The sequence below is a fragment of the Micromonospora cathayae genome (assembly GCF_028993575.1).
In the GTDB taxonomy this organism is placed as follows: domain Bacteria; phylum Actinomycetota; class Actinomycetes; order Mycobacteriales; family Micromonosporaceae; genus Micromonospora; species Micromonospora cathayae.
Genome location: NZ_CP118615.1, coordinates 5,903,870 through 5,923,951, shown reverse-complemented (window position 1 = coordinate 5,923,951; position 20,082 = coordinate 5,903,870). Strand labels below are relative to the sequence as shown.

The following is a 20,082-nucleotide window of genomic DNA, read 5'->3' as shown; positions in this document are numbered from 1 at the left end:
GGCACCCCGACCGGCACGTCCATCGGCAGGGAGAGGTAGATGACGAGCACCGGTGAACAGCAGAGCGTCGTCGGGCCGCACCGGTACCGCAACGGCGAGAAGATGATCCGGACCGCCGACCCGGTGTGGCAGGCGGCGGCCGACCACGGCCTGACCGGGATCAGGGTCGGGACGCCCTCGGGCGACGCGAACAACCGGCTCGTCGACCGGGACACCGGCCACGAGTTCGTCAACATGTGTTCCTGCGCGTACCTCGGACTCAACCACCACCCGGCGGTGATCGAGGGGGCCGTGTCGGCCCTGCGGGAGACCGGTGCCACCTGGCTGGTCACCTCCACCACCCGCATCCGGCACGACCTGCTGGCCCGGCTGGAGGAGGAACTGGGCGACCTGTTCGGCGCGCGGGTGCTGCCCGGTACCTCGTGCAGCGCGCTCACCGCCGGCATCCTGCCCCTGGTCGCCTCCGGCCACCTCGCGCCGGGCGGCCCCCGGGTGATGGTCTTCGACCGGTTCTGCCACTTCTGCATGTCGTACGTGAAGCCCATCTGCGCCGAGGAGAGCCTGGTCCTCACCTGCGACCACAACGACCTGAACTACCTGGAGGACGTCTGCCGGCGGTACCCCCGGGTGGCGTACGTCGCCGACGGCGCGTACTCGATGGGCGGCGCGGCGGCCCTGGACGGCCTGCTGGAACTCCAGGACCGGTACGGGCTGTTCCTGTTCGTCGACGACTCGCACTCGCTGTCGATCGTGGGAGAACGGGGCGAGGGGTTCGTCCGGTCCCGGCTGACCATGAACCCGCTCACCGTCATCGTCACCAGCCTGGGCAAGGGCTTCGGTACCGGCGGCGGCGTGGCCATGCTCGGTGACCCGGCCAGGTACGGCTTCCTGACCCGGCACGCCGGACCGGTGGGCTGGTCACAGAACATGGCCCTGCCGCTGGTCGGCGCGTCCCTGGCGAGCGCCGCCATCCACCGCTCACCCGAGCTGGGCGAGTTGCAGCGCCGGCTGCACGACAACGTGGCGTACTTCGACGAACTCCTGCCCACCCCGTTCGCCGGCAACGGCCTGCCGGTGCGCCGGATCACCGTGGGCGACGCCGACCGGGCGGTCCGGCTCTCCGCCGAGCTGTACCGGCGTGGCTTCTACAGCTCGGCGGTGTTCTTCCCGATCGTGCCGCAGGGTCAGGCCGGCCTGCGGATCATGATCCGCGCGGACCTCGACCGGGCCACCCTGGCCACCTTCGCCGACCACGTCCGGGAGCTCACCGATGTCGACTGAGCCGGACGACGCACCGACCACCGACGCCGCCCCGGGGCCCGACCCCGATGCCCACCGCGTGGCCGCCGACCGGCCCCACCCGGCCGGGTACCGCAGGGTGGGGGAGAACCGGTACCGCGAACAGGTCGGGTTCCACTACGACGAGATCGTCGTCGGCACGGTCATCGAGCACCGCCCCGGCCGCACCGTCACCGAGATGGACAACGTGCTGATGAGCATGTTGAGCATGAACGCGTCACCGCTGCACATCGACGACGCGTACGCCACCCGGGGCCGGTGGGGCCGGCCACTGGTGTCCAGCCTGGTGACGCTGAGCATCGTCGGCGGGATGACCGCCCGCAGCACCAGCGGCCGGGCCATCGCCAACCTCGGCTGGGACCGGATCCGCCTGTCCCACCCGGTCTTCGTCGGCGACACCCTCTACGCCGAGAGCGAGGTGACCGGCAAGCGGCTCTCCGCCAGCCGTCCGGGCGAGGGCATCGTGAGCTGCCGTACCACCGGGCTCAAGGCCACCGGCGAGGTGGTGATCACCTTCGAGCGCAGCTTCCTGCTGCCGACCCACCGCACCCGCACCGACCACAGGACAGGATACTGACCGTGACCGCAGACCAGATCGTCACCACGTCGGCCGCGTCCACGCCCGGCCGGACCGGGCTGCCGGCGGTGAACTCCTGGGACGAGTTCAGCCGGCTGCACGAGATCGTCGTCGGGGACGCCACCCACATCCGCCTCCCCGAGCAGGACGACCCGTCGGCCTGGTTGACCTGCTTCCCGAAGCTGACCCGGACCGAGCTGAGCCGGCTCCAGGTGGGCGAGGTGCCGGCGCAGATCGTCGAGGAGACGAACGAGGACCTGGCCGAGTTCTGCGCCAGCCTGCGGGCGCTGGGCGTGACCGTGCACCGGCCCGCGCCCGTCGACCACAGCGTCGAGTTCGGCACCCCGCAGTGGCGCAGCGCCGGCTTCAAGTCGTACTGCCCGCGTGACCTCACCCTGGTGGTCGGCTCCACCATCATCGAGACCGCGAGCCCGACCCGGGCCCGCTACTTCGAACTGTTCGGGCTCCGCCCGCTCTTCCACGACTACCTGCTGCGCGGGGCCACCTGGCTGGCCGCCCCCCGGCCGCAGCTCGCCGACGAGCTGTACCTGTTCGACCCGGACGGCCTGCCCGACCTGGGGGAGACCGAGCCGGTCTTCGACGCCGCCAACGTGCTCCGCCTCGGCCGGGACCTCTTCTACCAGGTGTCCCGCAGCGGCAACGAACTCGGACTGCGCTGGCTGGAGTCCACCGTCCGGCTCCTCGGGGACGTCCGGGTGCACCCGCTGCGCGGGATCTACGGCTACACCCACATCGACAGCACCATCTCGTTCCTGCGGCCCGGCCTGGTGCTGCTCAACCCGGGCCGGGTCCGGCCCGACGCGGTACCGGAACCGTTGCGCGGCTGGGACGTGCTGTGGTGCCCGGAGCCCCGCCGGACCGCCAGCCCGCAGCCCACCCTGAGCGAGCACTGGATCAGCATGAACCTGCTGATGGTCGACGAGGAGCACGCGGTCGTGGACGCCGACCAGCCGGAGCTGATCGCCGCCCTGGAGCGGCACGGCATCACCGTGCTGCCGCACCGGCTGCGGCACTCCCGGCTGCTCGGCGGCGGCTTCCACTGCGTCACCCTGGACACCGTCCGCAGTGGCGGACCGGAGAACTACCTGGACTGAGCGGACCCCTTCCAGCCCGATCGAGGAGCACGATGACCACCTCCGTCGACATGGTGGTGGCCGGGTCGACCGTGCGGGTCCGGGTGGACCCGGCCGGCGGCACCACGCCCGGCGTCCCCACCCTCGGCCCCAGCATCGGCGAGTACCCCTGCTACGACCCGGCCTCGTACGCCCGGATGACCGACGACGAGGAGCGCAACCGGCGGTTCCGCGCCGCGCTGGCCCGGCTGGCCCCCGGCCGGGTGGTGCTCGACGTCGGCACCGGCGCGGACCTGCTCTGGGCCCGGGAGAGCGTCCGGTACGGCGCCCGCCGGGTCGTCGCGGTGGAGGCGATGGAGGAGTCCTTCCGCCGGGCCGGGACCTGGCTGGCCGAACCGGACCTCGGGGAACGCGTCACCCTGCTGCGTGGACTCTCCACCGAACTCGACGTCACCCCGCTGGCGGACGTCTGCGTCGCCGAGATCATCGGGTCGCTGGCTGGCGCGGAGGGCGTCGCCGCGGTGCTCGCCGACGCCCGACGCCGGCACCTCGCCCCCGGTGCCGTGGTGGTGCCGCACCGGTGCGTCACCCTCGCCGCGCCGGTCGCCTTCCGCCGGCTCCTCGGCGGCGGCCCGGTGGCCTTCGGCGCGGACACGGTCGGCTACCTGCGGACCATCTTCGCGTGGCACGGTGGCCCCTTCGACGTGCGCCTGCGCGTCACGGACCCGGCCCGCGACGCGCTGCTCGGCGCCGGCCGGGTGGTGGAGGTGCTCGACCTCAACGGGCACCTGCCGCTGGAGCAGCGCCGCACGGTCCGCCTAACCGTCGACCGGCCGGGTGTCGTGGACGGGGTGCTCACCTGGCTGCGGCTGTGGTCCCTGCCGGACGGGGAGCCACTGGACGCGCTGCGCGAGGCGAGCAACTGGGCGTCCATCTACTTCCCGCTGTTCGACACCGAGCACCCGGTCGAGCCGGGCGACACGCTCGACCTGACCGTCACGTCGACCCTCGGCGACGACGGGGTGCACCCGGACTACCACCTCGACGCGGTGCTGCACACGTCCGCCGGCAGCCGTACGGGCAGCCACACCTCCCCGTACCGGGGCGGCCCGTTCCGCGACCACCCCATCCACCGGCACCTCTTCCCGTAGCCGGCGTGGCCGCCGCCGGAACCGGTGGCCGGTGGAAGACCCGCCTGGCCCACCAGATCAGAGGGTCAGCTTCCAGCCTTCGATCACGCCTTCGTCGCCGGCGTGGAGGTCCTCGACCCGCAGCTTCCAGGTGCCGCCCGTCGACGTGCCCGACAGGTCCACGGCGACGGTCTGGTAGATGTTCGTCGGCCCCATCCCACCGGGGTCCTTGAGCACGAACGTCCGCTCGTCCGGCGCGACCAGGGTGACCCTGATGGCCCAGACCCAGCGGTGCCGGACCTGCACCTCGACGTAGCTGGTGGCCGACGGCGCCCGGCCGCAGGCGGCCACGGTCAGCGGCGACTCGGCCACCCCGACGTCCGGGACGGTCACGTCAGCGGTGGCGACGCCGCCGCACGCCGGTGCCGGCAGGTCCTCGCCGGCCAGGTTGATCCGCCACGAGTCGAGCGGGCCGGAGTTGGGGTAGCGGGGATCGTTGACGTACAACCGCCAGGTGCCGTTGGCGGTCTCGGCCGACAGGTCGTAGCTGAACGTGTGGTCGATGTCGTCGCCGCTGCCACCGGTGTGGAACAACAGGTCCGGGTCGATCCGCGTGTCGGCACCGTACGAGCCGACGCAGCCGGGCGGGTCGTCGACGCGTAACTGGAACGTCGCCGACCGGGTGGCGCTCGGCCCGGTGCCGATGACCGTGACGGTGTAGCTGCCGGCCGCCGTTCCCGGTCCGGTGGTGATGGTGAGTCCGGTGCTGCCGTTCGAGGGAATGCCCGCGGGCCGGAAGGTGGCCGTGGCACCGTCGGGCACGCCGGCCCGGCGCGCGCCGGGCCGCCATCCAGTCGGACCCGCCCGGTGGCCGTCCGCGGACGGCCACCGGGAGCGCTGGTCAGCGGGTCGCGAGGGACGGGATCTCGAACAGGTTCGCCGGCGCCCGGTACGAGAGGTAGGAGCCCTCCGGCCAGCTGTGGAAGCTGTTCAGGTTGCCCGCCGGGCCGCTGCAGTCGGCGGTCCGGTAGCCGGCGACGACGTGGAAGCCGCCGCTCCAGCCGAGCGCCCAGGTCGCCCCGGCCGGGACCGGCCGGCAGAGGTCGTCCGGTGTGGCCTGTCGGCCGACCACCTCGGTCGGGTAGCTGGAGTAGAAGACCAGGCCCTGGTCGGGGCTCTGGAACGGTTCCCCGGCGGTGGCCGGTGAGCCCGGCACGGCCACGGTCAGCGTGGCGATCACGGCGGCGGCGACGCCTGCGGCGACCCGGGTGACGGGTGTGGGCATGGGTGTCCTTCCTGGGCGGTGTGCAGGAAAGAGGAGCGGGTCCGACTCCGAGTCGGAGTCATCGTTGTCGATGCCAACGATCCATCAGGATAGTTTCGCTGTCAACGAATCGAGGACGGGTCGGTCAGCCCCGGTATTCCCGGGCGACGAACTCGCTCAACGCGATCCGGTTGGGTAGCCCGGTCTTGACGATCAGGTTGGAGATGTGCCGTTCCACCGTCCGGGTGGAGAGGAACAGGCGTTCGGCGATCTCCCGGTTGCTGAGCCGCTCGACCAGCAGTTGCAGCACCTCGAACTCCCGGACGGTGACCCCGGCGGTTCGCAGCGCACCGGGGATCTGCTGGAAGCCCGTGCGCCGCTGCGAGACACGGACACCGGCGGTGCGCAGCAAGGTACGGCAGGCGCCGGCGACGGCGCTCACGTCGGCGGCGTGGAAGTGGGCCTCGGCGGCGCGCAGCCAGTCGACCGGGGTGCCCCAACCGTCGGCCAGGGCCGCCTCGGCGACCAACCGGAGCCCGAGGTGCCGACCCATCGGGTACGGCTGCCCGACCCGGGTCGCCTCGGCGACGGCGGCGGCTGCGGCCGGTCCGTCGCCGGCCCGCCCGGCGACGACGGCCCGGGCGAAGAGGGCGAACTGCCGGTCCCAGCGGAACGGCGTGAGCGGGCCGGCGAGCCTCCGCTCGGTCTCCTCGTCCCGCCCCCGCAGGGCCACGAGCAGCAGGTGCATCCCGTCTCGTCCGACCAGCTGGATGGTGCTCGGGTTGCGGGCGTCCGCCGCGAGCGCCTCGGCCATCTCGTCCATTGCCCGGGGACGGTTCTCCTCCAGCAGGGCGCAGACCGCGCGCGCCAGACCGTGCACCCGGGGGCTGTTGCGCGTCTGGTCGCCGTGGGCGTCCTCCAGGTGCCGGAACGCCTCGTCCATCTCCCGGCGACGGCCCTGATGGGCGGCGAGAACCATCCGCAGCAGCATGACGTACTCGGTGGTTTCCAGAAGCTGGAGCCGGCCGGTGGCGGTGCACACCTCGTCGATCAGGGTGCCCGCCTGGTCGAAATCGCACCGCAGGATCGCCTGCAGGGCGAGGCTCGCCTCCGCCTGGTACCGGGCGGTCACCGCGCCGATCCGGGTGGCCTTCGTCCGGGCCTGTTCGAGCCGCCCCGGGTCGGCCGCGCGGAGCGCGTCGTCGTTGCCGAGCCGGACCAGCGCGTGGATCTCCCAGATCGGCAGGTTGTGGGCCACCGCGATGGCCCGGCTCCGGTCCAGGCAGGCGGTGGCCTCGGCCGGATCGCGGTGCCGGACCAGCGCGCCGAGCAACTGCCATGCCTGGCAGGCGACCACCGGCAGGGGCGTCGACTCCGCGATGGTCGCCGTGCGTCGGGCCATCGCCTCCACCAGCTCCAACCGGCCCGGCCCGGGGCGGTCGAGTTCGAGGTGGGCGGCCACCACGTCGACCTCGGCGAGGTCGGCGGGTCGGGCGTCGGGGCCGAGCAGGTCGCGGGCCGACCGTACCCGGTCCAGCCCCTCGTCCAGTTCGCCGGCCAGCATCGCGGCCCAGGCGAGCCTGGTGTGCAACCGGGCCAACCGCCGCTCGTCGAGCACGCCGGCAACCTGCTCGACGATGCCCACGAACGCCAGGGCCTGGTCGATCCGGCCCGCCTCGGCCATCGCGTGGATCAGTGGTTCGAGCGTCTCGGCCCGGACCGTCGCGTCGTCGTCGGCCAGCAACTCCCAGGCCCGTTGCAGGAGGGTGACGGCGGAGAGGGCGGCGCCCTCGGTCAGGCTGCGTCGACCCGCCTCGGCGAACAGCCGCCCGGCGGCTGCCCGGTCGCCGGCGGCCAGTCGGAGCGCCGCGGCGACCTGGCACCACTCGCCGGGCAGACCGGGGTGCACCGCGGCGACCGCGTCGGCGGTACGCCGGGCCAGCCGGGTCAGCTCGGCGGGCTCCGACAGCGTCAACAGCGCCTCCTGCACCATCGGGTGCTGGAAGCGGTACCAGTCCGGGGTTTGGTCGTCGGCGACCACCAGTTGGGCGGCCAGCGGTCCCTGAAGGTGGGTGAGGAGTTCCCGGTCGGGCATGCCGGTCACCGCCTGGGCCACCGCGAGCGGGAACCGGGAACCGAGCAACGCGCCGGCCATGATCAGGTCCCGGGTCCGGTCGGAGAGCTGCCCGACCCGGCGTCGGACGCTACGGACGAACGTGTCCGGCCGACTGGCCAGGAGATGGTCGTGGATCCGCCAGCCGGTGGTGCTCTGGGTCAGCACCTCGCTCTCGCACATGCCGGTGAGCAGGTCCTCCACCAGGAACGGGTTGCCGGTACTGCCGGCCCACACGAGGTCGGTGACGGCCTCCGGCACCGCTGCCTCGTCGGTGTCCAGGAAGGACGCCGCCATCCGCAGCACCTGGGGACGGTCCAACCGGGACAGTTCGAGCAGCAGGCCGTGGCCCCGCTGGGCGACCGAGCGCACCAGGTCCAGCGCCGGGCCGGGCTCGGGGCGCAGGGTGCCGAGCAGCAGCACCGGCTGCTGGGTCAGGTTGTCGACCAGGTACTCGGTCACCCCGAGGGTCTCCGGGTCCGCGTCGTGCAGGTCCTCCAACGTCAACAGGCAGCCGGTCTCCCGCCCGGCGACTCCCATCAGCCGGAGCACCGCCTCCGCGAGGACGACCAGGGAGGCGTCGCCGTAGTCGCCGGCGCTCGGACGCAGATCCGGCACCAGCCGACCCAGCAGCGGGCGGTACGGCCCGAGCGCGTCGAGGTCGATCGGCTCCCCGGCACGCAGCAGCGACAGCACCGCCTCGGTCAACGACCGGTACGGCACCAGTGGCCCGGTGGTGCTGCTGCGCCCGCGCATCAGGCGCATGCCGGAGCCGTAGGCGAGGTCGGCGACGGCCGCGGCCAGCCGGGACTTGCCGATCCCGCCCTCGCCGACGAGGAAGATGGCACCGCCATGACCGGCCCGGGCGGCGGACAGCCCCTGCCGGATCCTCCGTTGTTCGTCCTCCCGGCCAACGATGATCGATGAACGCATCCCCACGGGCGGACGCTACCGCCTGTCGTGGCGGTGGTCTACAGCGTGACCGCCGGCTCGGCTGCTTCCGGGTCGGCACCGGGGTCGGCCGCCGGCCAGTTCGGTGGGCAGCAGGTCGAGCTGCCGCCGCTGATCAGCCGGACCGGCTCGTCGTGCGGTTCCGGCGCGGCGAGGCCGCCGCCGGCGGTGGCGACGACCAGCCCGGCGAGGATCGCCGCCCGGACCCCGAGGGAGACGGCGGGGCGCGCCGGGTCCCGCCGCCAGTTCGGCTCGGGTGGGTTCTGGTCGGTGCCGGTCGCCGTGTCGTGGTCGCTGAGCATGTCATCCTCCCGGTGGGACTGGACGGTGTGGAGCGGCGGACAGTGGCGGGCGGCGACCGTGGATCCGGCCAGGGACCGGTTCACCACCGGTCCGCCGAGGGTTCGAGCAGCAGGACCGAGGGGACCTGGCTGTGGAAGCCGAGGCGCAGCAACCCGTAGCCGATACCGGCCAGCCCGGTGAGCAGTCCCGGCGTGTCGACCTCGTCGGGGGTGCCGCAGATCGGGCCGTGCCGACGGATGGCGTCGAGGACCAGGCCCGCCCGACGGTGGCGGATCTGCGCGGTCCGGGGGTGGCGGCCGGTCCCGGCCAGCGCGGTCAGCGCCTCGGTCACGCCGAGTTCCCCGTGGCAGAGGCTCAGGTCCCGCAGGATCGGCTGGCTGGCCACCGCCTGGATACCCCGCTCGACGTCGCCGCCGGGAGCTGCTCCGACGACCGCGCTCAGCAGCCGTCCCGCGTTGCCCGAGCACCAGCCGGGATCGGTGGTCGCCGCCGGGGCGGCCGCCGACAGCGCCACGGCCCGCGCGGCGAGGGACCGGTAGCGGGGGAAGGGACCGGCCATCCGGTGCAGGGCGAAGCCGACGCCGACCCATCCGGTGGCGAAGGTGTTCGGCAGGTCGTCCGGTTCAGCCCCGGACACGACGGGGGCCAGCAGGTCGACGCAGCGCCGGGCGAGCCGCCACGCGGAGGCCAGCCCGAGTTCGTGGTGTACGGCGAGCATCGCGACCAGGCAACCGGCGAGGCCGTCCCGCCAGTCCGGCGGGGCCTGCTCCGCCGCGCTGGCGGCCAGCCCGACGGCGTCCTCGGCGAGCGCGGCGAGCTCCGCGTCCCGCAGCAGCCCCGCCAACCGGGCCAGCGCGTACGCCATGCCGCCCAGCCCGGACAGGCCGCCGCAACCGATCGCGGACGCCAGTTCCGGGTGGTCGGTCAGCAGCCGGCTCAGCCGGGGGTAGCCACGGATCGCCCGCCGGGCGACCTCGGCGTACCTCGGCACCCCGCTCAGCCGGGCCGTCTGGGCCAGGAAGAGGGCGATACCGAGGCTGCCGTGGGTGAGGCCGGCTCCGGCCGGCAGGAGCAGCCAGCGCTGCTCGTCCACCGGTTCCAGCCCCAACCAGTTGACCCGGTCGCCGTCGGAGATGCCGGACGCGACGAGCCGGTCGGCGATCTCGCAGGCGGCGGCGAGCAGGCGCTGCGGCGGGGCCGCGACCGAGTCCACCCTGGTGAGCGCGCGGCCGGCGGAGCGGTGGGCCGGGACGGCCACCCGGGTGGCCAGGGCCGCCTTGACGATCCATTCCTGGTCCCGGCGGTCCACGTCGCCGAGCCGGTCGAGCGTCTCCCCGATCCGCTCGCCCACCGGCCGGTCCAGCAGCCCCGGTAGCCGGCTCCGGTGCGACGTCCACACGTCACGACCGCCCGGCCGGGCCTGGAACAGCGGGATGTCGCCGGCCCACAGGTCGGCCGCCTCGTGCGCCGCGATCGCGCGCAGCAGCGGGCCGTGCGCCTCGATCCACAGCGGATCGAACGCCTGGTCCCGGTCGATTCCGTCACGCAGCGCCTCGGGACGGTTCGCCTCCTCCAGCATCGCCCGGTAACGGCGGGTCGGGCGGGGCACCAGCCGTACGTCGAGGTCGGCGCAACGACCCACCATGGCGGCCAGCCGGTCCCGGTCCCGGTGCACCGCGTCGTAGGCCGACCGGAACCCACGCAGCAGGTCCGGCAGGTAGCCGCCGGGATCCGTCGGCTGTCCGGCCAGGCGGGGGCGGCTGGGGCCGACCTCCCGGTGCGTGACCCGTCCGGCCGGGGCCATCTGGTCGGTGTCGACCGCCTCCCAGCAGGCGACGGCGGACCCGGTGGACCCGGCCAACGCCGAGGTGTCCGGGCCGCCGGAACCACCGAACTCGGCGGAGGGCAGCAGCCCGGTACGGGCCACCGAGCCGGCCAGGGTCCGGATGGCGGGGTCGTCGTGGTGGATGGCCGGCAGATGCGGATGGAACAGGGTTTCCGCGTCGACCACCAGGGGCTGGTCGCCGGCGGCCAGCAGGTTCTCGCAGTGCATGTCGGTGGTGTGCGTGACGTGCATCAGGACGAGCAGCGCGCCGAGCCGGCGGTAGTAGGCCGACACCGCGTCGGTGTCGGCCGCCGACCGGGGCGCGACGAACTCCTGCCAGCCGTGCCCGGCCACGGCGAGCACCGCCGGGCTGCGCAGGCCGAGCCCGGGGACGGCGGTGGTCAGCCAGTCGACCAGCTCGTCGAAGTGGAGTTGGGCCTGGATGCCGCGTGGCTTGTAGACGATCTGGGCGCCGCCGGTGAACCGGACGACCCGGACGCTGTCCCCCCGCTGGTGCGGATCGCCCAGGCCGGCGCTGGCGGCGTAGAGCGTCCCCGGGTCGACGCCGCCGAGGACGACGCGGACGATCCCGTCCCGGTCCGCCGCGAACCGGCTCACCAGCCGGGCCAACGCCTCGACCTCGCCCTGGCCGGTCTCGGCCAGCAGCCGGGCCAGCACCGGATAGTCCGTCACCAGCTGCCACAACCCGGCCGGCTCGCTCACCCGCCGGACGAAGTCGACGAACCGTTGCCGGCCGTCGGCACCACTGAGCCGACCGGCGTCCCGCCAGGCGTGCAGCTCGGCGACGAGGGTGGGGGCGGCCAGTGTCACCAGCCGACGGCGCAGGTCGCTGCCGAATCCGGCGAGCACCGCGGACACGTCCAACCACGCCACCGACCGGTACGGCGTGAGCCGGTCGGCGAGCTGTCGCACCGCCGCCGCCACGAACGGCTGCACCGGCCAGGCGAACGCGTTCTGCCATCCCGCCGGCACCGGGGTCCCCGCGGCCGGGGGCACCGTGGCCCCGAGCGCCTCCTCCACGATCCGCGCCCAGCCGGGCCGACCGGTCCGGGCGGCCAGCACCGCAGGCGGTTCGGCGAGCAGCCGCAGCAGGCCCGCCTCGTCGAGCCCGAGGTCCGCCAGCCGCTGCCGGAACATCGGCTCGCCGTGCGGTCCGTAACGGTCCCGCCACCGGTGGAGCCGGGCCCGGGCCGCCCCGTCCACCGGCCCGCTGAGCTGGTCGACCCCGTGGGTCCGCTCGTGCAACGCCAGCGCGGGAGCCCACCAGCAGTCGTCGTGGCCCGGGGCCGCGGGGGCGTCAGCGGCCGGCAGGGCCGGTGCGGTGTTCATGCGCCAACGGTGCCGGTCCGGGTACCCATGGTTCATGCGTGTCGGACACGCACTTTTATCGATGTCGGGCGGACGTCCCGGTCGGGTCGACGTCCCGGTGGGCGTGTCGCTCGGCGGCGTCGAAGGCGGGCGCGAGCGGGGCCAGCGCGGCGCGGAGCCGGTCGGGCATCGAGCCGGAGGGCACCACCAGCCCGCCGGCACCCGTGGTGTCTCCGGTCGGCCGGAGCCAGCCTTCCAACGCGATGCGGACGGCGGCGGCCACGCTCGCCGCGAGGACGTGGGCCGTGGGTGCCGCGGAGTCACCCAGTCGTTCGGCGATCACCGCCGTGAGCGGGGCCTCGATGTCGGCGGTGCTGTCGAGGAAGGCGTCACGTAGCGCGGTCCGGGCGGTGATCAGCAGCAGTGCCTCGCGTTCGCGTTCGCCGGTGTTCGTGTACTGCTCGACCACCGCCTCGGTGACGGCGTCGGCCAGCCGTACCGCCACGGGCCGGGCGGCGACCGCCGCGGCGACCCGCGCCTCCCGGTCGGCGGTGACGGCGGAGACGATCGCCTGCTCGCGACTGGCGAAGTAGTTGTTGTACGTGCGCGGCGAGACCCCGGCGGCCTCGGCGATGTCCTCGACCCGCACCTGGTCCGGTCCGCGCTCCACCGCCAGGCGTAGGGCCGCCTCGCGGAGCGCCTCGCGGGTGGCCTGCTTCTTCCGCTCCCGCAGGCTCGGTGGCGGTGTCGTCACGACGACAGTGTTCCACAAACACTGCGCGGACGAAAATCTGCGCACACGTAAACTTGCGTGCGCGCAACTTGTCTGTCAGTGTCGACCCCGCAGAAAACCGACCGAGAGGGCGTCGCCATGCGGGCACGAGGAATGACCTACGACACCGGATTCGTCGTACACGGCCAGACATCCCGGGAGCACTTCGACCCGGCGGTGGTCCGGCGCGAACTCGCCATCATCCGCGACGACCTGCACTGCAACGCGGTCCAGATCATCGGCGGCGACCCGGACCGACTGGAGTCGGCCGCCGCTGCCGCCGCCGAACTCGGCCTGGAGGTCTGGTTCTCGCCCTACCCGCTGGAGCTGGACCCGGCGCAGATCCTCACCCTCTTCGGTGACTGCGCCGAGCGCGCGGAACGGCTCCGGCGACAGGGGGCCACCGTCGTGTTCGTCGCCGGGGTCGAACTGAGCGTGATGAACCGTGGGTTCCTGCCCGGGGACAGTCCCGAGGAGCGGGTCGAGCAGCTGCTGGGCCAGCCCGAGCGGCGGGCTGACGCGATGCGCGAACTCGGCGTGCGCATGAACGCGTTCCTCAGCGACGCCGTGGCCACGGTACGCGAGCGCTTCCAGGGCCGGCTGACCTACTCGGCCATCCAGTTCGAGCAGGTCGACTGGGAACCCTTCGACATCGTGACGTTCGAGCTGATCCGCTCCGCCGAGGTGGCCGACCGGTTCCGGGACGCGGTGCGCACCCTGGCCCAGGGTCCGAAGCCGCTCGCCATCACCGGCTTCGGCACCGCCGCCTACCGGGGCGCGGGAGACCGCGGCGGGCGGGTGCTGGAGGTGGTCGAGTACGACCCGGAGACCAAGGCCCCGGTACGGCTGAACGGCGACTACGAGCGGGACGAGGCCGGTCAGGCCACCTATCTGGACGAACTGCTGGAGATCTTCGAGACCGAGGGCGTGGACAGCGCGTTCGTGTTCCTGTTCGCCCTGACCGGCTACCCGCACCGCCCCGACGGCGACCCCCGGGACGACCTGGACCGGGCCAGCCCGGGCATCGTCAAGCTCCTCGAAGGACACCGGGGACGGACCTACCCCGACCTGGAATGGGAACCCAAGGCCGCCTTCGCGGCCGTGGCGCAGCGGTACCGGAGGTGACCGGCCCGCGTCGGTGACCACGGCCCGGGATCTGCGGCACCGGGCCGGCACGGTCCGGGCGGTGGCCGGAGCCGGCCGTCGACCACGGCCGGCTCCCTCCGACGCCCTGCCAGGCTCGACGTGCCGGCGTCGCCGGTCCGCCGTCAGCCGGACCGGCGGCAGGCGGACCGGCGGCAGGCGGGCCGGCGGAATCGCGCCGGCGATGAGCAGCAGGACGACGGCCGGTCGCCGTCGCCGCCGGCGCCGCGCGGTCGTCCGGCGCGATCGCGGTGCCGCCGCCCCGGTCGGCTGCCGGGCCCCGGATCTAAGAGATTTCCCATTTGCATTGGCGAGCATCGATTCTGATGGCCGCGTAGGGCGGCTGTCGGAACAGGAGCAGCCGATGTCCGTACGACAGTTCGACACGATCGACGACCCCACCACCCGCCCGGTCGGCACCCTCCCCGCCGAACCGGACGGCTGGCAAGGACCCCTGCTGGACCAGCTCCCACCGCGCGAGCGCCGGCTCTTCCACCGGTTCGGCCGGGGACCGCTGGTGCCCGTGCCCGACCTGCGCATCCACCAGGCGTTCGCCCGCTGGGCCGCCGCCACCCCGGACGCCGTCGCCGCCGAACACCTCGGGGTGCGCATCGGCTACCGCGAACTGGACCGCCAGGCCAACCGGCTCGCCGCCCGGCTCACGGCCCTCGGCGTACGCACCGGGGACACCGTGGGCGTCTTCGCCAGCCGGTCCATCCCGATGCTGGTGGGGATCCTGGCGACGCTGAAGGCCGGGGCGGCCTACGTCCCGCAGGACGTCCGGATCGCCCCCGCCGCACAGTTGCGGCAGGTCGCCTCGACCGCCCGGTGCCGGGTGCTGCTGACCACGTCGGCGACCCTGGACGCCGTGCCGACGCTGCCCGGCGTGGCCCGGCTCGCGGTCGACGAGGTGATGGCCGAGCCGCTGCCACCGGGCCGGTACCTGACCGCCGCGGCCCCGGACCGTCCGGTGCGCGCCGACGACGGCTGCTACGTCCTGTTCACCTCCGGCACCACGGGCACCCCGAACGGCGTCACCGTCACCCACGGCAACGTCGCCAACATCCTGCTCACCGCCCCGGGCAACCTGGGCATCCGACCGGGCCGGCGGGTCGCCCAACTGCTCAACGTCGCCTTCGACATGGCGGCCTGGGAGATCCTCGGCTGCCTCGCCAACGGTGGCACCCTGCTCGTCCGCGACCGCGACCTCACCGCCACCGCCGCCCGCGCCGAGGTGGTGATCGCCACCCCCTCGGTGCTCGGCCGGATCGACCTGGACCGGTGCGACCAGGTGCGGGTGGTCGCCGTGGCGGGGGAGCCGTGCCCCCGCCCGCTGGCCGACCGGTGGGCCGCCGGCCGGGTCTTCTACAACTGCTGCGGCCCGACCGAGACCACCATCGTCAACACCATGCACCGCCACCGGCCCGGCGCGGCGCTCACCATCGGCCGGCCGACGCCGAACAACACCGTCTACGTCCTCGACGCCGACGGGCGACCCTGCCGCATCGGCGAGGTCGGTGAGATGTGGGCCGGCGGCGGTTGCGTCTCCGCCGGCTACCTGGACAACGACCCGCTCAACGCCGAGCGGTACGCCCCGGACCCGTTCCTGGGCGGCGGCCGACTGATGTTCCGCACCCGCGACCGGGGCCGCTGGCGCGCCGACGGGGAACTGGAGCACCTGGGCCGCACCGACGACCAGGTGAAGGTCCGGGGCTTCCGGGTCGAGCTGGACGCCGTCTCCGCCGTGCTGGAGACGGTGCCCGGCTGCCGGCGGGCGGTCACCCTCAAGCTGACCGAGCGGGACCTGGTCTCCTTCGTCGCCCCGGCGGAGCTGGACCCGCAGCGGTGCCGGGACACGGTGGCCGCCGCGCTGCCCTACTACTGCGTGCCGACGGCGGTGCACCCGCTGCCGGAGCTACCGATGACCGGACGGGGCAAGGTCGACCGGGACGCGCTGCGCCGGCTCGCCCTCGACCTGCGGTGGCAGTGGGCCCACATCGAGGAGGCGGCGGCGTGACCACCACCGATCTCCGGCCCGCGCCGAACCCGGCGACGCACCCGGGTACCGACCCGGCGAGCGCGCCCGGTGACGCGCCGCCGCCACCGGTCTCGACGCTGCGCCGGATCCTCGCCCACCCCCGGTTCATGCACCACCACCGGCTCGTCGCGGCGGTCGGCGCGACCAACACCGCGCTGCTGGCGTACGGGCTGGCCGCCGGCTGGTGGCACGGCCCCGGCGCGCCCGACGCCCTGGGTGCCGCCGCGCTGGCGAACGTCGCGCTGGCGGTGCTGGTACGCCAGCAGTACGTGATCAACCTGCTGTTCTGGCTGGCCACCCGGGCACCCACCCACTGGCCCCTGCCGGTCCGCGCGACGTTGGGCAAGGTCTACCACTTCGGCGGGCTGCACGTCGGCGCGGCGCTGGCCGGGACCGCCTGGTTCCTGGCGCAGCTCGGCGCGCTGACCGTCGGCGACGGACCCGGCGGGGCGGGGGCACTGGTCACCGGGTACGCCGTCGCCGGCCTGCTGCTGGCGGTCGTCGGCACCGCGCTGCCGCCGGTGCGGTCCCGCCGGCACGACCTGTTCGAACGCACCCACCGGCTCGGCGGCTGGGCGGTCCTGCTGCTGCTCTGGGTACAGGCCGGTTTCCTGGCCGGTGGGCCGGTCGCGCTGGCGGCCTCCCCGCAGGGCGGGGTGCTGGCCGTGCTGACCGTCAGCGTCGCCCTGCCCTGGCTGCGGCTGCGCCGGGTGCCCGTCGTGGTCGACCGTCCCTCGTCGCACGTGGCGCTGGCCCACTTCGACCACGGGGTGACCCCGTTCCCCGGCTCGTCCACCGCGGTCAGCCGCAGCCCGCTGTGGGAGTGGCACTCCTTCGCCAACGTGCCGACGCCCGGCCGCCGCGGGTTCCGGCTGACCGTCTCCCGGGCCGGCGACTGGACCGGGCGGTTCATCGACGACCCACCGGACCGGGTCTGGGTGAAGGGGATCAGCACGGCCGGGGTGGCGAACATCGAGACCCTGTTCCGGCGGGTGGTGTACGTGGCCACCGGCAGCGGGATCGGCCCGGTGCTGCCGCACCTGCTGGCCGGGCAGGTGCCGGCCCGACTGGTCTGGGTGGCCCGCCGGCACCGGGAGACCTTCGGCGACGACCTGGTCGACGAGATCCTCGTCCACCAGCCCGACGCGCTGCTGTGGGACACCGCCCGCGACGGCAAACCCGACATGCTGCGACTGGCCTGGCAGGCGTACCGCCGGTTCGACGCCGAGGCGGTCATCTGCATCTCGAACCGCCCGCTGACCTGGCAGGTGGTGCGGGGCATGGAGGAACGCGGGGTGCCCGCGTACGGCGCCATCTGGGATTCCTGACGACATGGAGGCGACGATGAGGATCACCGTGGAGAAGGACGACCGGGTGGTCACGGTGCGGTTGTGCCGGCCCGAGGCGCGCAACGCGCTGGACACGGCGCTGCTGACGGAACTGGTGGAGACGCTGCGACCGCTGGACCGCGATCCGGGCGTCGGCTGCTTCGTGCTCACCGGATCGGAGCAGGTGTTCGCCGCCGGCGCCGACATCCGGGAGATGGCGGGCAAGTCGTTCCTGGACGTGGCGCTGGAGGACCACTTCGCCGGCTGGGACGCGTTCGCCGCGTTGCGTACCCCGAAGATCGCGGCGGTGGCCGGGTACGCCCTCGGCGGCGGCTGCGAGCTGGCGATGATGTGCGACCTGATCTTCGCGGCGGAGAACGCCCGGTTCGGGCAGCCGGAGCTGCGACTGGGGGTGATGCCCGGCATCGGCGGCACCCAGCGACTGACCCGGCTGATCGGCGCGGCCCGGGCGATGGACCTGGTCCTCACCGGACGGCAGCTCGACGCGACGGAGGCGCACCGGTGCGGTCTGGTGTCGCGGGTGGTGCCGACGCGGCGGCTGCTGGCGGAGGCCCAGGCCGCGGCGGCGGTGGTGGCCGGGCATCCCAAGCTGGCGACGCTGCTGGCCCGGGAGGCGGTCCGGCAGGCCGACGAGGTCGGCGTGCGGGCCGGGGTGCTGTTCGAGCGGCGGGCCTTCCACACCCTGTTCGCCACCGAGGACCAGCGGGAGGGCATGGCCGCCTTCCTGGAGAAGCGACCGGCCCGGTTCACGGGTCGCTGAGCCCACCCGGCGGCCCGGGACGCCGGTCCCGGGCCGCCGGCTCAGAGCGCGCCGATCTGGTAGCCGAGGCCGTGCACGGTGCGGACCACCTGGTCGCCGAGCTTGCGCCGCAGGTAGTGCACGTACGTGTCGACCACCGCCTCGGTCCGGTCGGCGCCGAACACCCGGCCGCGCAGCTGGCTGCGGCTGTGCACCATCCGGGGTTGGGTGGCGAGCAGCCGGATCAGCTCGAACTCCCGCCCGCTGAGCGTCACCTCCCGGCCGTCGGGCAGCCGTACCCCGCGCTGGGCCAGGTCGAGCTGCCCGGCGCCGATGGGGATCAGCTCGGCACCGTCGAAGCGGCGGCGGGTCAGCGCCCGGACCCGGGCCATCAGCTCGGTCACCTCGAACGGCTTCGGCAGGTAGTCGTCGGCACCCGCGTCCAGGCCCCGGATGCGCTCGTCGGGGTCGGCCAGGGCGCTGAGCATGAGCACCCGGGCGGCGATCGCGCACCGCCGCAGCCGGATGAGCAGGTCGACGCCGTCGATCGCCGGTAGCCGTCGATCCAGCATGATCACCTGGTACGGGCCGCGCAGCGCCAGGTGCAGGCCCCGCTGGCCGTCCCGGGCCAGATCGATCCGGTACCCCGCCCGGCGGAACAGTTCGACCAGCATGTCGGCGAGTTCCGCGTCGTCCTCGACGAGGAGCAACGGGCTGTGTGCCGGGATCGGCGGGTCGGTCATCTGTTCATGGTCGCATCGAAACGGGCGAAGGTTGACCGGTGGAATTTCTCGCCGGTCACAACCGGCTCATGTCGTGCTGCTCGTCCGCCCGGTCCCGGTTCGTCCGCCAGCAGAAGGGCCACCGTGAGCCGGCGGGGTCGCCGTCCGTCGGCGGCGGGCCGGCCTGCCCGGCACCACGCACCGGCAGCCGTACGGTGAAGGTGGCGCCCGCCCCCGGTCGGCCGGTGGCGTTGATCGTGCCGCCGTGTGCGGTGACCACCTCGCGGACCAGTGCCAGCCCGAGGCCGGCCCGGCGGTCCCCGGCACCGGGACCACGATGGAACCGGTCGAAGATCCGGTCGGTGTGCCGAGGGTCGAACCCCCGGCCGGAGTCGCTCACCGCCAGCTCGACCTGGCCCACGCCCGTCGGGCGTAACCGCACCTCGACGCGACCACCGGCCGGGGTGTGGTGCAGGGCGTTCGCCAGCAGTTCCGCCACCACCCGGACCAGCGCGGGCCCGACGCCGCAGACCGGCACCGGCGCGCCCGCACCGGCCACGGTGAGCGTCACGCCGTGTTCGGCGGCGCGCGGCGCGTCGGCCTCGACCGCCTCGACGACGAGCGCGGCGAGGTCGACCGTGGCCGGCGGCCGGGTCACCGCCGCCGGGTCGGCCAGTCGGGCCGACAGCAGCAACTCGTCGACGATCTCGCCCAGCCGTCGGGTGGTGCGCAGCAGCCGGTCCAGGTCCTGCCGATCCGCGTCGTGCTCGGCGTCGGCCGTCCGCTGCGCCAGCAACTGGGCCGCGGTGTGCACCCGGGTGATCGGGGCACGCAGCTCGTGGCTGGCGTCGGCGACGAAGCGGCGTTGCCGGTCGAGCGCCTCGGTCAGCGGCAGCACCGACCGGCGACGCAGCCGCAGGTCGGTCGCGGTCGCCGCGACCAGGACCGCCACCGCGGCGGCCGACACCCCCCAGAGCAGGTGCCGCCGTTCGGCGAGCTGGAAACGGGCGTCGAAGATCACCTGGACGACCTCGTCGCCGCGCTGCTGGGTGCGCACGTAGTAGACCGTGCCGTTACGGGCCACCTGGTCGACCTGGGGTCGGCCGGTGCGGGCAACGGCACGGATGGCCGCGTGCTGCGGGAAGCCGGGCGGGAGCGCGCCGCCGTGTCCGGTGTCGCTGGCACCCCCGAAGATCCAGGTACAGCCGGTCGGGTCGGCGGGTCGGCCGTGCTCCATCGCCCAGCTCAGCTCGTGGCGGATCTTCGCCTGCTGGACGTGCAGCAGGGCGGCGTAGGCGAGGCCCCCGACCAGGGCCAGCAGCGTGACGACCAGCAGGCCGACGGCCAGCCCGGTGCGGGGCCGGGCGCGGGTGGCCGGCCGCACCCGAACGGTCAGCGGCACCGCGCCGCCCCGTGCCTGCGTGCGCGGGCGCC

Annotated in this window: 16 protein-coding genes; 8 read left to right on the top strand and 8 right to left on the bottom strand. The window is 74.1% G+C overall.

Features of this window, described 5'->3' with window-relative positions:
• Window positions 1-39 precede the first annotated feature (39 nt).
• Genes PVK37_RS26030 through PVK37_RS26015 form a run of 4 tightly spaced genes read left to right on the top strand, consistent with a single transcriptional unit; the run spans window position 40 to window position 4,121 of the window.
• A complete protein-coding gene (locus PVK37_RS26030) occupies window positions 40-1,281 on the top strand; it encodes an 8-amino-7-oxononanoate synthase family protein (protein WP_275030450.1) in 1,242 nt (413 codons plus the stop codon).
• Complete coding sequence (locus PVK37_RS26025; RefSeq protein WP_275030449.1) at window positions 1,271-1,876, top strand: MaoC family dehydratase; 606 nt, start codon at window positions 1,271-1,273, stop codon at window positions 1,874-1,876. The genes PVK37_RS26030 and PVK37_RS26025 overlap by 11 nt, the downstream gene beginning before the upstream one ends.
• Before the next feature lie 2 nt (window positions 1,877-1,878).
• Window positions 1,879-2,991, top strand: coding sequence for a scyllo-inosamine-4-phosphate amidinotransferase (locus tag PVK37_RS26020; protein WP_275030448.1), 1,113 nt, complete (start codon window positions 1,879-1,881; stop codon window positions 2,989-2,991).
• 32 nt (window positions 2,992-3,023) lie between these two features.
• Complete coding sequence (locus PVK37_RS26015) at window positions 3,024-4,121, top strand: SAM-dependent methyltransferase (RefSeq protein WP_275030447.1); 1,098 nt, start codon at window positions 3,024-3,026, stop codon at window positions 4,119-4,121.
• A gap of 57 nt (window positions 4,122-4,178) precedes the next feature.
• Here PVK37_RS26015 and PVK37_RS26010 read toward each other — a convergent pair whose 3' ends face one another.
• From PVK37_RS26010 to PVK37_RS25985, 6 genes are all read right to left on the bottom strand, one after another.
• On the bottom strand, window positions 4,179-4,922 hold the full coding sequence (locus PVK37_RS26010; protein ID WP_275030446.1) for a proprotein convertase P-domain-containing protein: 744 nt from the start codon (window positions 4,920-4,922) through the stop codon (window positions 4,179-4,181).
• Between the two features lie 79 nt (window positions 4,923-5,001).
• On the bottom strand, window positions 5,002-5,385 hold the full coding sequence (locus PVK37_RS26005) for a hypothetical protein (RefSeq protein WP_275030445.1): 384 nt from the start codon (window positions 5,383-5,385) through the stop codon (window positions 5,002-5,004).
• 124 nt (window positions 5,386-5,509) lie between these two features.
• Window positions 5,510-8,410, bottom strand: coding sequence for an ATP-binding protein (locus tag PVK37_RS26000; protein WP_275035231.1), 2,901 nt, complete (start codon window positions 8,408-8,410; stop codon window positions 5,510-5,512).
• A 38-nt stretch (window positions 8,411-8,448) separates the two neighbouring features.
• Window positions 8,449-8,730, bottom strand: a complete 282-nt coding sequence (locus tag PVK37_RS25995; RefSeq protein ID WP_275030444.1) for a hypothetical protein — start codon at window positions 8,728-8,730, stop codon at window positions 8,449-8,451.
• An 80-nt stretch (window positions 8,731-8,810) separates the two neighbouring features.
• A complete protein-coding gene (locus PVK37_RS25990; protein ID WP_275030443.1) occupies window positions 8,811-11,906 on the bottom strand; it encodes a type 2 lanthipeptide synthetase LanM family protein in 3,096 nt (1,031 codons plus the stop codon).
• Between the two features lie 55 nt (window positions 11,907-11,961).
• The gene (locus PVK37_RS25985) at window positions 11,962-12,639 is read right to left on the bottom strand and encodes a TetR/AcrR family transcriptional regulator (RefSeq protein ID WP_275030442.1); all 678 of its coding nucleotides are present in this window, start codon (window positions 12,637-12,639) and stop codon (window positions 11,962-11,964) included.
• A gap of 117 nt (window positions 12,640-12,756) precedes the next feature.
• Here PVK37_RS25985 and PVK37_RS25980 point away from each other — a divergent pair, with 117 nt between their 5' ends.
• The 4 genes from PVK37_RS25980 to PVK37_RS25965 all read left to right on the top strand — a co-directional run bounded on the left by PVK37_RS25980 (window position 12,757) and on the right by PVK37_RS25965 (window position 17,947).
• Window positions 12,757-13,782, top strand: coding sequence for a hypothetical protein (locus PVK37_RS25980; protein ID WP_275030441.1), 1,026 nt, complete (start codon window positions 12,757-12,759; stop codon window positions 13,780-13,782).
• Between the two features lie 382 nt (window positions 13,783-14,164).
• Window positions 14,165-15,817 (top strand): amino acid adenylation domain-containing protein, encoded by a 1,653-nt coding sequence (locus tag PVK37_RS25975; protein WP_275030440.1) that lies wholly within the window; start codon window positions 14,165-14,167, stop codon window positions 15,815-15,817.
• Complete coding sequence (locus tag PVK37_RS25970; protein ID WP_275030439.1) at window positions 15,814-17,166, top strand: ferredoxin reductase domain-containing protein; 1,353 nt, start codon at window positions 15,814-15,816, stop codon at window positions 17,164-17,166. The genes PVK37_RS25975 and PVK37_RS25970 overlap by 4 nt, the downstream gene beginning before the upstream one ends.
• Window positions 17,167-17,182: 16 nt before the next feature.
• Entirely contained in the window at window positions 17,183-17,947 is a 765-nt protein-coding gene (locus PVK37_RS25965; RefSeq protein WP_275030438.1) for an enoyl-CoA hydratase-related protein, read from the top strand.
• Between the two features lie 41 nt (window positions 17,948-17,988).
• On the opposite strand, the gene PVK37_RS25960 is transcribed toward PVK37_RS25965, so the two are convergent.
• Both PVK37_RS25960 and PVK37_RS25955 read right to left on the bottom strand, forming a co-directional pair.
• Complete coding sequence (locus PVK37_RS25960; protein ID WP_275030437.1) at window positions 17,989-18,669, bottom strand: response regulator transcription factor; 681 nt, start codon at window positions 18,667-18,669, stop codon at window positions 17,989-17,991.
• A 55-nt stretch (window positions 18,670-18,724) separates the two neighbouring features.
• A complete protein-coding gene (locus tag PVK37_RS25955) occupies window positions 18,725-20,050 on the bottom strand; it encodes a sensor histidine kinase (protein WP_275030436.1) in 1,326 nt (441 codons plus the stop codon).
• Between the last annotated feature and the right edge of the window lie 32 nt (window positions 20,051-20,082).

Bases quoted from the DNA above. Each gene is read 5' to 3' on its own strand.
- PVK37_RS26030 (WP_275030450.1), top strand. From the start codon at position 40: ATGACGAGCACCGGTGAACAGCAGAGCGTCGTCGGGCCGCACCGGTAC.
- PVK37_RS26025 (WP_275030449.1), top strand. From the start codon at position 1,271: ATGTCGACTGAGCCGGACGACGCACCGACCACCGACGCCGCCCCGGGG.
- PVK37_RS26015 (WP_275030447.1), top strand. From the start codon at position 3,024: ATGACCACCTCCGTCGACATGGTGGTGGCCGGGTCGACCGTGCGGGTC.
- PVK37_RS26005 (WP_275030445.1), bottom strand. From the start codon at position 5,385: ATGCCCACACCCGTCACCCGGGTCGCCGCAGGCGTCGCCGCCGCCGTG.
- PVK37_RS26000 (WP_275035231.1), bottom strand. From the start codon at position 8,410: ATGCGTTCATCGATCATCGTTGGCCGGGAGGACGAACAACGGAGGATC.
- PVK37_RS25995 (WP_275030444.1), bottom strand. From the start codon at position 8,730: ATGCTCAGCGACCACGACACGGCGACCGGCACCGACCAGAACCCACCC.
- PVK37_RS25990 (WP_275030443.1), bottom strand. From the start codon at position 11,906: ATGAACACCGCACCGGCCCTGCCGGCCGCTGACGCCCCCGCGGCCCCG.
- PVK37_RS25980 (WP_275030441.1), top strand. From the start codon at position 12,757: ATGCGGGCACGAGGAATGACCTACGACACCGGATTCGTCGTACACGGC.
- PVK37_RS25975 (WP_275030440.1), top strand. From the start codon at position 14,165: ATGTCCGTACGACAGTTCGACACGATCGACGACCCCACCACCCGCCCG.
- PVK37_RS25965 (WP_275030438.1), top strand. From the start codon at position 17,183: ATGAGGATCACCGTGGAGAAGGACGACCGGGTGGTCACGGTGCGGTTG.
- PVK37_RS25960 (WP_275030437.1), bottom strand. From the start codon at position 18,669: ATGACCGACCCGCCGATCCCGGCACACAGCCCGTTGCTCCTCGTCGAG.